Here is an 11,608-nt window from a genome sequence, read left to right as displayed (position 1 = left end):
ATCGGCGAGGGTCGCCGGACCAGGTCCGCACGGCCCTGAGCTGTGGTTCCGTCGGCCCGGGCGCGCACCGTGACCTCGGCCCATTCCGCTCTGGGCGCGCCCTCCCAACGGGCGCTGAGCCGTACTTCCTGACCCGGCAGCAGTTCGGCGGGCAGCCCGCCGAGCTCGCGGGCGAGGAGCGGGCGGCCGAGGGCCCCGGTGGCGGTGAGGGCGGCCCGGGGGCGCAGGGTGACATTGCCGATGTTGTGGAGCGTGTACGCGACGTCCGCGCCGGAGCCGCGACGCTTCACGGTGACGCCCCGGACGGTGAGGGCGGGGGCGGTGGGGCCGGTCACCCGCAGGTACAGCCGGGCGGCGACGGCCTTCTGCACGCCGATCCCCCGGGCGGTGTCGGCCACGGCCCCCGGCCGTTCCTCCAGGGCCACGACGGCGCCGGGGTGGTCCCCCGGTTCCGCCCGGTCGGGGACGGTGACGGTGAAGCGGACGGAGACCGACGAGCGGGCCGCTACGGTGACCCGCTCCCGGTCGAGCTCCGCCCACGCGGCGGTGGCCAGCCGCGGCTCGTCGGGGCCGCGCAGGGCGAAGCCGCCGTCGCGGGCGGTGTTGTAGGCGTCGGCGGCGTACAGCCGGAAGGTGCGGGGCCGGTCGGTGCGGTTGGTGAGGGTGACGGCGTCGGCGACGGACTGGCCGGGCGCGGCGGCGAGGTAGAAGGAGGGCCGCTGCCCGACGGTGTTCGCGACGGGCAGCACGGACCACTGCCCGTCGTCCGACGCTTGCCCGTTGTCCGACGCTTCGGCCGTTCCGCTGAGCCCGACGAGGATCGGCAAGGTCGCCCCGGCGAGGGCAAGCGCGGCGCGGAGCCGTCCCCGACCCGCCCTTCCACCGTTCCCCGGGCTCTGCCCGGACCCGGTCCTCACACGCCGGACGGGCTGAAGTACAGCCCCGCCGGGCGTCACGACAGGGTCAGGGTCAGGACCGCCGTGTACGCACCCGGCGGGGTGTACGGCGGCACCTTGAGCGTGACCGTGGCATCGATGGTGAACGTGCCGCCGACCAGAGGTGCGTCGGGGGTGGAGGCGAGCACCGCCCCGTCGGCCCCGACCACGCCCGCGCTGCCCGGCGTACAGACGCTGCGGCTCCCCTCGGCCGCCGCGCACCTCGGGGTCCAGGACAGGGAGGCGCCCGGGATGCGGATCCCGCCGGGTCCGGTGAAGTCGGTGACCTTGCCGATCAGGGTCCAGCCGGCCGGGCCGCCGCGGGCGTCGGTGACGGTCACCGTCCCGATCCGGCCGGGGGCTGCGCCGCCGTCGCCGTACGGGACGGCGCCCAGGGTGATGTCCGCGCCGCTCTGGGCCATGCCCAGGACGCCCGGCTCGACGGTGGCCGTGACCTTCTGCGTGGCGGCGGGCTGCGGCGGAGCCGCGTCGATGACCGTGTACGCGGCCGGGCCCGAGCCCTGGCGCGCCGACCAGGCCCGACCCTCGTAGGCGATCAGCGCGGTGGTGGCCCTGTCCGTGACCGGCAGCTCGACCAGGGCCGTGCCCAACTCGTCGGCGGTGGCGCTCCCCCGGTCGGCGGTCTCGGCGGCGCCGGCCCGACCGGCCACGGTGACGGCCGCGCCCGGCGGGAAGCCGGCGGCGGTGACCTTGACCTTGGCGCCCGGCCCGCCCTGGGCCGCGCCGAGGAAGACGGTGCGCAGGTTGGCCGTGGGCAGCCCGGTCGCACTCAGGCGGGCGGAGACGGGGACGGCGGACGCGGCATCGGCGGTGCAGGTGGTGTCGAGGTCCAGCAAGTGGCTGGTGTGCAGGGTGTAGCCGCCCGGGGCGAGCGTGGTTTCGCCGGGCGCGGTGACGGTGAACGTGCCGGTCATCGTGACGGCGGGGAGGGTCGCGCCCGCCGGCACGGGGTCGTTGCGCTTGGCCCCGACCACGGTGACCTCGCCGCTCTGGGCGCCCGCCAGCAGGATCCGGCCGGTCGGCGTCAGCACGTCGGCGGGGAGTTCGCCGCCGACCGGGTTGACGGCGGGGGTCCGGACCACCTGGTAGGTCACGGTGACGGTGTCGCCGACCTGCGGGGCCGGGTTGTCGACGGTGATCCGCGCGGCGGTCGGCCCGTCCGCGGGCGGGCGCCCGGCCTCCTGGGGCGCCGGGCAGTGGGTCGGGAAGTCCACCTGGCCCGGGGGCGCCTCCCCCTCGGCCGCGGCGGGTGCGCTCAGGGCGCTCCCGGTCGTGGCCGCCAGCACGGCCAAGCCCACGGCCGCCGGCCATCTCCGCTTCCGCGCCCCTGTTCGCACTGCCCGCCCCTTAGGTTCCCGCGCGCCCGAGCCCGGCGCAGGGGGCCATTCACGAGCGGGGGGCGGGAGAAGTCAATGCGCGGGTCCGGCAGCAACTGATGGCCCATCAGGAGCTGGCAGGGTGACCGTCCCGCCGGCCGCGCGGAAGGTGCGCCGGTAGGCCGTCGGGCTCACCCCCAGCGCCGCCTGCACGTGCTTGCGCAGCGACTGGGCCGTACCGAAGCCGCTGTCCCGCGCCACCTGCTCCATCGGCAGCTCCGTCTGCTCCAGCAGCTGCCGGGCCCGCTCCACCCGCCGGCCGACGATCCACTGGCCCGGGCTGACGCCGGACTCCTCGCGGAACCGGCGCGTGAAGGTCCGTACCGACATGGACTCCTGCCGGGCCAGGTCGGTCAGCCGGAGCGGTTCGTGCAGCCGGTCCAGCACCCATGCGCGGGCCGCCGTGGTGGTGGCGAGCTGCGGCTCCGGCATCGGGCGCGCGATGAACTGCGCCTGCCCGCCCTCCCGGTGGGGCGGTACGACGGTCCGCCGGGCCACCTCGTTGGCGACGGCCGCGCCGTGGTCGCGGCGCACGATGTGCAGGCACAGGTCGACCCCGGCGGCGACTCCGGCCGAGGTCAGCACGTCCCCGTCGTCGGTGTAGAGCACGTCCGGGTCGACCCGCACGGCAGGGAAGAGCCGCTGGAAGTGCTCGGCGGAGGCCCAGTGGGTGGTGGCGGGACGCCCGTCGAGGAACCCGGCCGCGGCCAGCACGTATCCGCCCGTACAGATCGAGACCAGCCGGGTGCCGGGCCGGATGTGCGCGAGGGCCGCCGTGAGCTCGTCGGTCAGCCGGCCATCCTCGTGCACCGGGCCCAGCTCGTACGAGGCCGGCACCACCACCGTATCGGCGGTGGCCAGGAGTTCCGGGCCGTGCTCGACGTGGATCGCGAAGTCGGCGTCCGTGCGCACCGGCCCCTGGGCGAGCCCGCAGGTGAGAATCTCGTACAGCGGCTGCCCGGCCGGGCCCTTGGCGCGCCCGAAGATCCGGTGCGGGATACCGAGCTCGAAGGGCAGCAGCCCGGTGAGGGCGAGGACGACGACCCGGTGTGCCTTCTTCTCCGACTCCATGGCCCGATCGTAGCGAAGCATGACAGTCAAGCCACTTTCCTGCGGTCCCCAGGTGGCCGGAAGCTGTCGTCGTGCCCCAGACAGCCTCCGCCTCCGCCCCCGTGGACCGCCGCTCCCCGCGGCGGCCCGCCCGCGTCCACCGCGCCTGGTTCGTCGCCGCCGTTGCCTTCGTGACGATCATCGGCGCGGCCGGCTTCGCCTCCCTGCCCGGACTGCTCATCGAACCGCTGCACGCCGAGTTCGACTGGTCGCGCGGGACCATCGGCCTCGCCGTCTCCGTCAACCTCGCGCTGTACGGGCTCACCGCCCCCTTCGCCGCGGCCCTGATGGACCGTTTCGGCATCCGCAAGGTCGTGGCCCTCGCCCTGCTCGTCATCGCCTCGGGCTCGCTGGCCACGGTGTGGATGACCGCGCCCTGGCAGCTCGTGCTGTTCTGGGGCGTCCTCGTGGGGCTGGGCAGCGGCTCCATGGCCCTGGCCTTCGCGGCGACGGTGACGAACCGCTGGTTCATCGCCCGGCGCGGGCTGGTCACCGGCATCCTGACCGCGGCCGGGGCCTCCGGCCAGCTGGTCTTCCTGCCGCTGCTGGCCTGGCTGGTCGAGCACCACGGCTGGCGCCCGGCGACGGTGACGGTCTCCCTCGCGGCCCTGGCCGTCGCCCCCTTCGTGTGGCTGCTGATGCGCGACCACCCGGCGGACGTGGGACTCGCACCGTACGGCGGCACGTACGCGCAGAAGCCGGCCCCGGTCCCGGGAGCTGCCCGGCGCGCGCTGCGGGTGCTCTTCGACGCGGCCCGCACCGGCCCGTTCTGGCTGCTGGCGGGCACCTTCGCGATCTGCGGGGCCTCGACCAACGGCCTGGTCAAGACCCACTTCGTACCCGCCGCACACGACCACGGCATGCCGGTGACGGCTGCGGCGGGGCTGCTGGCGGTGGTCGGCGTGTTCGACGTGATCGGCACGGTGGCGTCGGGGTGGTTCACGGACCGCTTCGACTCGCGGCGGCTGTTGGCCGTCTACTACGCCCTGCGCGGGATCTCGCTGCTCTTCCTGCCGATGCTGCTGGCACCGTCGGTGCAGCCGCCGCTGCTCTTCTTCATCGTCTTCTACGGCCTGGACTGGGTCGCGACCGTCCCGCCCACGATCGCCCTGTGCCGCGAGCACTACGGGGACGACGGGGCGATCGTCTTCGGCTGGGTCCTGGCCTCGCACCAGGTCGGCGCGGCGGCGGTGGCCTTCTTGGGCGGCCTGACCCGCGACCTCACCGGCTCGTACGACACCGTCTGGTACGCCTCGGGCGCGCTGTGCGCGATGGCCGCCCTGATGGCGATGACCATCCGCCGCCGCTAGCCTCCGGCGGCCTGCCCACTCCCGGCCCAGTAGCCCCGCTGGCTCCTTCAGCCTGGCCGGGGCCGATTCCAGCCCCGCCACTTCCAGCCCCGCCGGCGTTTGAGCAGGGGGCACCTCCCAGCGGTAGCTGGGGGAGGGTCCGGGCGGAGCCCGGTGCCCGGCGGAGCCGGGTTTCCTGGGGCTCCGCCCCAGACCCCGCGCCTCAAGCGCCGGCGGGGCTGGGTCCGGCCCTGCCGAGGCCGGGAGGGCCCGGACCCGGCGGTCGGGCGGACTCGGGCGCGGAAGGTTCGTCGGTCGCCCCGCCGGGAGGCTAGGGGCCGGCCGGGGTGCTGGACTTCAGGCTGCCGTCCGGGGCCGCCAGCAGGACCGGGGTGTCCGGGCCACCGAGGTCGCGGACGGCCGCGCGGTCGGCCTCGGCCGGGGCGTCGGCCGCGCTGACGACGGCCGCGGCCTCCAAGGACCGCGCACCGCTCGCCACGGCCATCGCGACCGCGGTTTGCAGCGCACTCAGTTTCAGGGAGTCGAGCTCCACCGTCCCGGCGACGTACGTGCGGCCCGTCTCGTCCCGCACCGCCGCCCCCTCGGGCACCGCGTTGCGGGCCCGGGCGCTGCGCGCCAGGGTGATGATCTTGCTGTCCTCGGGGTCGATCCCGGTGCTGTCGGTCATGGGCGAAAGCATAGGGAGCCGCCCCGCGCCCCCGCACGACCACCCCGCCGCCGGGGCGGGGGGCACCGCTACGGCCGGTCCAGCCGCAGCCGCTCCGCCTTCGGCAGGCCCGCGACCACCAGGTCGTACGAGTCCTCCACCAGCTCCCGCACCAGCCGCTCCGGCAGGCCGCCCGGCCCGCCCACGGTCACCGTGTTCCAGTGCCGCTTGTTCATGTGGTAACCCGGCACGATCGCCTCGTGCTCCTCGCGCAGCCGCACCGCCAGCTCCGGGTCGCACTTGAGGTTGACCTTGAGCGGATCCGCATCCAGCGCCGACAGCGCGAACACCTTGCCCAGCACCTTGAACACCGAGGTCTCCGGGGTGAAGGGGAACTCCTCCACCGCCGCGTTGAAGCCCAGGCAGAACGCGCGCAGTTGCTCCGGGGTCATTCCCCCTCCTCCCCCGCGGCCTCCGCCGCGGCCACCGGTTCGACCAGGACCGTCACGATCTTGTTCCGCCGGCCCGCCGGGGATTCGGCGGTCAGCCGCAGCGGGCGCCCGTCGGGCAGTTCCACCACCGAGGAAGCGCCCGCGATCGGCACCCGCCCCAGCGCCTTCGCCAGCAGTCCGCCGACCGTCTCCACGTCCTCGTCGTCGAACGCCTCGACCTTGAACAACTCACCGAGGTCGGTGATGTCCAGCCGCGCGGTGACCCGGTAGCGGTCCTCGCCGAGGTCCTCGACCGGCGGCAGCTCCCGGTCGTACTCGTCGGTGATCTCCCCGACGATCTCTTCGAGGATGTCCTCGATGGTGACGATGCCGGCCGTGCCGCCGTACTCGTCGATGACGACGGCCACGTGGTTGCGCACCTGCTGCATCTCGCGCAACAGGTCGCCCGCGTTCTTGGTGTCCGGTACGAAGACGGCCGCCCGCATCGCGGTCGAGACCAGGTCGGCCTCGGCCTCCCGGCTGATGTGCGTCTTGCGGACGAGGTCCTTCAGGTAGACGATCCCGACTATGTCGTCCTCGTTCTCCCCGGTCACCGGGATGCGGGAGAAACCGGACCGCAGCGCGAGCGTGGTCGCCTGACGGACCGTCTTGTACCGCTCGATGCAGACGAGGTCGGTGCGCGGCACCATCACCTCGCGCACCAGCGTGTCGCCGAGCTCGAAGACCTGGTGCACCATGCGGCGCTCGTCGTCCTCGATCAGCGATTCCTTCTCCGCGAGGTCCACCATCGCGCGGAGCTCTGCCTCGGAGGCGAAGGGCCCCTTGCGGAAGCCCTTCCCGGGCGTGAGCGCGTTGCCGATGAGGATCAGCAGCTGCGGGATCGGCCCCATGATCCGGGCCAGCGGCACGAGGACGTACGCGGCCGCGGTCGCCGTGTTCAGCGGGTGCTGGCGGCCGATCGTGCGCGGGGAGACGCCCACGGCGACGAAGGAGACGAGCACCATGACGGCGATGGCCACGAGCAGCGCGGTCCAGTTCTCGCCGAACTCGTCGAGGCAGACGTAGGTGACGAGCACCCCGGCCGCCATCTCGCACGTGACCCGGACGAGCAGGGCCACGTTGAGGTAGCGGGTGGGGTCGCCGGCGACCTGGGCGAGCTTCTCGCTCCCGCGCCGACCCTCCCGTACGGCCTGCTCGGCCCGGAAGCTGGAGATGCGGGCGATGCCGGACTCGGCGCAGGCCGCGAACCAGGCCACCACCACCAGCAGCACCGCCCCGGTGATCAGCTGGGGGGCGTTCACGAGACGGTCGGAGCCGGGGACGGACCGGTGATGCCGCGCTCACCGCGCCAGCCGTCGACGATGGCCGCCTGGAGGCCGAACATCTCTGCCTTCTCGTCCGGCTCCTCGTGGTCGTAGCCGAGCAGGTGCAGCACTCCGTGGACGGTCAGGAGCTGGAGCTCCTCGTCCATGGAGTGCTGCGTCGGGGCTTCCTCGCCCTGCCGCTTGGCGACCTCGGGGCAGAGCACGATGTCGCCGAGGAGCCCCTGCGGGGGCTCCTCGTCGTCCTTGGTCGGCGGCCGGAGCTCGTCCATCGGGAAGGACATGACGTCGGTCGGACCGGGCAGATCCATCCACTGGATGTGGAGCTGCTCCATGGCGTCCTCGTCGATGACGATGACGGAGAGCTCGGAGAGCGGGTGGATCCGCATCCGGGTGAGCGCGTAGCGGGCGATGTCGAGGATCGCCTGCTCGTCGACCTCGGTTCCGGACTCGTTGTTGACGTCGATCGACATGGTGCGCTGGGTTCTACTTCCGCTGGTGGCCGTTCGAGGCCTGCTGGCCGTCGTCGTACTTCTCGTACGCGTCGACGATACGGCCGACCAGCTTGTGCCGGACGACATCCTCGGACGTGAGCCGCGAGAAGTGGATGTCCGGCAGCCCTTCGAGGATTTCTTGGACCTGGCGCAGACCGCTCTTGGCGCCACCCGGCAGGTCGATCTGGGTGACGTCACCGGTGACGACGATCTTCGAGTCGAACCCGAGCCGGGTCAGGAACATCTTCATCTGCTCGGCGGTCGTGTTCTGCGCCTCGTCGAGGACGACGAACGCATCATTGAGCGTGCGTCCGCGCATGTACGCCAGGGGGGCCACCTCGATCGTGCCCGCCGCCATCAGCCGCGGGATCGAGTCGGGGTCGATCATGTCGTGCAGCGCGTCGTAGAGCGGGCGCAGGTACGGGTCGATCTTGTCGAAGAGCGTGCCCGGCAGGAAACCGAGCCGCTCCCCCGCCTCGACGGCGGGCCGGGTCAGGATGATCCGGCTGACCTGCTTGGACTGCAGGGCCTGGACGGCCTTGGCCATGGCCAGGTAGGTCTTGCCGGTACCGGCGGGGCCGATGCCGAAGACGATCGTGTTCTTGTCGATCGCGTCGACGTACCGCTTCTGGTTGAGGGTCTTGGGTCGGATGGTGCGGCCGCGGCTGGAGAGGATGTTCTGGGTGAGCACCTCCGCGGGCGTCTCGGCAGGCCCGTCGCCGTTGCCGTTGCCGTTGCCGCTCGCCTTGAGCATGGCGATCGAGCGTTCCACTGCGTCCTCCGTCATCGACTGCCCGGTGCGGAGCACCAGCATCATCTCGTCGAAAAGTCGCTGGATCAGGGCGACTTCCGCCGCTGCACCGATCGCGCTGACCTGATTGCCCCGAACATGGATGTCGGCCTTCGGGAAGGCCTTCTCGATCACGCGCAACAGGGCGTCACCCGAGCCGAGCACGGTCACCATCGGGTGCGTGGCCGGAACGGTGAAGTGGGCTCGCGCCTGCCCCGGCGCGGGGATGTGGGCTGTCGGTGTCTGAGTCATGGGCCGGCACTGTGGCCTGCGCATACCTCCCGCTGAGGGGCCGCGCCGATCGACGACCTCCGGAGTACCAAGCGTACGTCTCCGCCGCGGCTTCCCCGAGAGGTTTTACCGCCCGATCGCGCCGCGAGATCGCCTCTTTCGGATCGTGCCGGCCCGACGAGATCCGGGGGACGGCCTAGAGCGAGTGCCGGAAGCCGATCGTCGGTACGGCCCTGCGCCGGGCCGCCGGAGTCCCGCCCGGCGGGACCAGGTCGTCCAGGAAGCCGTAGCGGCCGCGCAGCTCCTGCGGGGCGTCCCGCCACCAGTGGGCCACCTCCGGCCAGCCGGGGGCCGACAGGGAGCCGCCGAACTCCTGCACCGACAGGGCCGCCGTCAGCCCAGCGAAGGCCAGCCGGTCCGCGAGCGGCCAGCCCGCCAGGGTGCCGGTCACGAAGCCCGCCACGTAGACGTCGCCCGCACCCGTCGGGTCCAGCTCGTCCACCGTGATCCCGGGGACGTGCGCGGTCTCCCCGGTGTGCCCGTCCACCGCGTACGAGCCCTCCGCGCCCATCGTCACCACGGCGATCGGCACCCTCTCGGCCAGCGCCCGGGCCGCGGCTCTCGGACAGTCGGTCCGGGTGTAGCGCATCGCCTCGCCCGCGTTCGGCAGGAAGGCCTCGCAGTGCTCCAGGTCGGCCAGGGCCCCCAGGTCCCACCGGCCGCTCTCGTCCCATCCCACGTCCGCGAAGATCCGCGAGCCGCGCCGGGCGGCCTCGCCGATCCACTCCTCGCCGCGGCCGGGTCCCAGCGCTGCCACGGCCGCGCGGGCCCGTGGCGGGCACTGCGGGAAGGGCCCGGGGCCGGCCGGCGGTGGGGCCTCGTGGCCGTGCGAGACCATCGTGCGCTCGCCCTCGTAGGCCATCGAGACGGTGACGGGGCTGTGCCAGCCGGGGATGGTGTGCGACATGGACAGGTCGATGCCCTCGCCCTGTTCGAGGGCGTCCCAGCAGTACTCGCCGTAGTGGTCGTCCCCGAAGGCCGCGGCCAGCGAGGTGCGCAGGCCGAGCCGGGCCAGGGCGGTGGCCATGTTGGCGACGCCGCCGGGGCTGGAGCCCATGCCGCGCGCCCAGGACTCCGTACCGCGCACGGGGGCCGAGTCGAGGCCCGTGAAGATGATGTCGAGGAAGACCGTTCCGGTCAGGAAGACGTCACAGCCGGGTTCCTGGGGGTCACGGAGCGGACCGAGCGGGTCCACTGCTGCTGCGCGGATTTCGTAGTCCCGACCGGTCACGGCGATCTCCCCGTTGTTCCTCGAAGGCCCGTTTCTGCATGACGTTTTCCAGCGGAAAGCTGCCAGCCCTGCCCACCCCGGGCAGGACCAAAACCCAGTGTGGCGCAGATCACCCCCGGAGGGCCCTTCGTCACTCAAACCACTCGGACCGCTCGACGAACACGGCCCCGGCCCGGTCCCGGCAGGGGCCCTGCCGGGACCGGGCCGGGACGGGACCGGGTCGGGCCCGCCGTCAGCCCCGCTTGGGCAGGGGCACCCGCACCAGGTCCGCGGCCACCGTGAGCTCGCCCTCGAAGCCGGCCGCGCGGGCCTGGCGCTCGAACTCGGCCGGGTCGGTGTAGCGCTGCGAGAAGTGCGTCAGCACCAGGTGCCGCACGCCCGCGTCCCGCGCCACCCGCGCCGCCTGGCCGGCGGTCAGGTGCCCGTGGTCGGTGGCCAGCCGTTCGTCCTCGTCGAGGAAGGTCGACTCGATCACCAGCATGTCGCAGCCCTCGGCCAGCGCGTCCACGCCCGGGCAGAGCCGGGTGTCCATGACGAACGCGAACCGCTGTCCGGGACGGGGCTCGCTGACCTCGTCCAGGGTGACCTCGCCGAGCCGGCCCTCGCGCTGGATCCGGCCCACGTCCGGCCCCTTGATCCCGTGCCGTGCGAGCAGCTCGGGCACCATGCGGCGCCCGTCGGGCTCGGTGATCCGGTAGCCGAAGGACTCGACCGGGTGCGAGAGCAGCCGGGCCTCCAGGACGTACGAGGACCCCTGCGCGAGCACGCCGTCCGCCGCCACCGGCTCCTCGCGGAGCGGGACGGTCTCCCGGTAGGCGGTGGCGTACCGCAGCCGGTCGAAGAACTTCTGCCCCGAGGCCGGGTAGTGCGCGGTGACCGGGTGCGGGACCTGGTCGAGGTTGATCCGTTGGATCACCCCGGCGAGGCCGAGGCTGTGGTCACCGTGGAAGTGCGTGATGCAGATCCGGTTGATGTCGTGCGCGGCCACCCCGGCGCGCAACATCTGGCGCTGGGTGCCCTCGCCCGGGTCGAAGAGGATGCCCTCGCCGTCCCAGCGCAGCAGGTAGCCGTTGTGGTTGCGGTGGCGGGTGGGCACCTGGCTGGCCGTGCCCAGCACCACGAACTCTCGTACGGACACGTGCTATCCGGGGGGCCACTGGAGGCCGCGGCCGCCGAGGACGTGCGCGTGGGCGTGGAAGACGGTCTGCCCGGCGCCGGAGCCGGTGTTGAACACGACCCGGTAGCCGTGTTCGACGATCTTCTCGTCGAGGGCGACCTGGCCGGCCTCGCGCAGTATGTCGGCGGCCACGCCCGGCTCGGCCTCCACGAGGGAGGCCGCGTCCGCATAGTGCACCTTGGGGATGACGAGCACGTGTGTGGGCGCCTGCGGGTTGATGTCCCGGAAGGCGACCGTGGTCTCGGTCTCCCGTACCACGGTCGCGGGGATCTGCCCCGCGACGATCTTGCAGAACAGGCAGTCGGCCTGCGGTTCCCCGGCCATTGCTTCGCCTCCCGTGACGGTGATCAGTCCGGGCATCGTATCCAGCCGGACGCCCGTGGCGGGCCGGCATTTCGGCCGGACGGGCCGATCGGTCCCGGCAAGGCCGGACCAGGAGCCGAAGCGGCCCGT

Annotated in this window: 11 protein-coding genes and 1 pseudogene; 1 reads left to right on the top strand and 11 read right to left on the bottom strand. The window is 73.1% G+C overall.

Annotation, left to right across the window (positions count from 1 at the left end; genetic code table 11):
- Window positions 1-437: 437 nt before the first annotated feature.
- The 3 genes and pseudogenes from OG594_RS08005 to OG594_RS07995 all read right to left on the bottom strand — a co-directional run.
- Window positions 438-749: pseudogene (locus OG594_RS08005) on the bottom strand (DUF916 domain-containing protein); the annotation flags it as partial.
- A 203-nt stretch (window positions 750-952) separates the two neighbouring features.
- Window positions 953-2,248 carry a beta-xylosidase gene (locus OG594_RS08000; protein WP_266602715.1) on the bottom strand — a complete coding sequence of 432 codons (1,296 nt, stop codon included), beginning with the start codon at window positions 2,246-2,248 and terminating at the stop codon, window positions 953-955.
- A gap of 117 nt (window positions 2,249-2,365) precedes the next feature.
- On the bottom strand, window positions 2,366-3,403 hold the full coding sequence (locus tag OG594_RS07995) for a GlxA family transcriptional regulator (RefSeq protein WP_266596601.1): 1,038 nt from the start codon (window positions 3,401-3,403) through the stop codon (window positions 2,366-2,368).
- Window positions 3,404-3,474: 71 nt separating this feature from the next.
- Here OG594_RS07995 and OG594_RS07990 point away from each other — a divergent pair, with 71 nt between their 5' ends.
- Window positions 3,475-4,752: an MFS transporter gene (locus tag OG594_RS07990; protein ID WP_266596599.1), complete on the top strand. Its 1,278-nt coding sequence runs from the start codon at window positions 3,475-3,477 to the stop codon at window positions 4,750-4,752.
- A gap of 310 nt (window positions 4,753-5,062) precedes the next feature.
- Here OG594_RS07990 and OG594_RS07985 read toward each other — a convergent pair whose 3' ends face one another.
- The 8 genes from OG594_RS07985 to OG594_RS07950 all read right to left on the bottom strand — a co-directional run bounded on the left by OG594_RS07985 (window position 5,063) and on the right by OG594_RS07950 (window position 11,479).
- Window positions 5,063-5,419 (bottom strand): cytidine deaminase, encoded by a 357-nt coding sequence (locus OG594_RS07985; protein WP_266596597.1) that lies wholly within the window; start codon window positions 5,417-5,419, stop codon window positions 5,063-5,065.
- A 68-nt stretch (window positions 5,420-5,487) separates the two neighbouring features.
- Complete coding sequence (locus OG594_RS07980) at window positions 5,488-5,850, bottom strand: MmcQ/YjbR family DNA-binding protein (protein WP_266596595.1); 363 nt, start codon at window positions 5,848-5,850, stop codon at window positions 5,488-5,490.
- Window positions 5,847-7,151 carry a hemolysin family protein gene (locus tag OG594_RS07975; protein ID WP_266596593.1) on the bottom strand — a complete coding sequence of 435 codons (1,305 nt, stop codon included), beginning with the start codon at window positions 7,149-7,151 and terminating at the stop codon, window positions 5,847-5,849. The genes OG594_RS07980 and OG594_RS07975 overlap by 4 nt, the downstream gene beginning before the upstream one ends.
- A complete protein-coding gene (ybeY, locus tag OG594_RS07970; protein ID WP_266596591.1) occupies window positions 7,148-7,645 on the bottom strand; it encodes an rRNA maturation RNase YbeY in 498 nt (165 codons plus the stop codon). Before ybeY ends, OG594_RS07975 begins: the two co-directional genes overlap by 4 nt.
- A 13-nt stretch (window positions 7,646-7,658) precedes the next feature.
- A complete protein-coding gene (locus OG594_RS07965) occupies window positions 7,659-8,708 on the bottom strand; it encodes a PhoH family protein (RefSeq protein ID WP_266596589.1) in 1,050 nt (349 codons plus the stop codon).
- Between the two features lie 175 nt (window positions 8,709-8,883).
- Window positions 8,884-9,978, bottom strand: a complete 1,095-nt coding sequence (locus OG594_RS07960; protein WP_266596587.1) for a PfkB family carbohydrate kinase — start codon at window positions 9,976-9,978, stop codon at window positions 8,884-8,886.
- 232 nt (window positions 9,979-10,210) lie between these two features.
- Window positions 10,211-11,116: a ribonuclease Z gene (locus OG594_RS07955; RefSeq protein ID WP_266596585.1), complete on the bottom strand. Its 906-nt coding sequence runs from the start codon at window positions 11,114-11,116 to the stop codon at window positions 10,211-10,213.
- A gap of 3 nt (window positions 11,117-11,119) precedes the next feature.
- Window positions 11,120-11,479: a histidine triad nucleotide-binding protein gene (locus tag OG594_RS07950; protein WP_189736867.1), complete on the bottom strand. Its 360-nt coding sequence runs from the start codon at window positions 11,477-11,479 to the stop codon at window positions 11,120-11,122.
- Between the last annotated feature and the right edge of the window lie 129 nt (window positions 11,480-11,608).

Source organism: Streptomyces sp. NBC_01214 (assembly GCF_026340975.1).
GTDB lineage: Bacteria > Actinomycetota > Actinomycetes > Streptomycetales > Streptomycetaceae > Streptomyces.
Note: the sequence above shows the minus strand (reverse complement) of the source record. Positions and strands in the feature narration are given on the sequence as shown.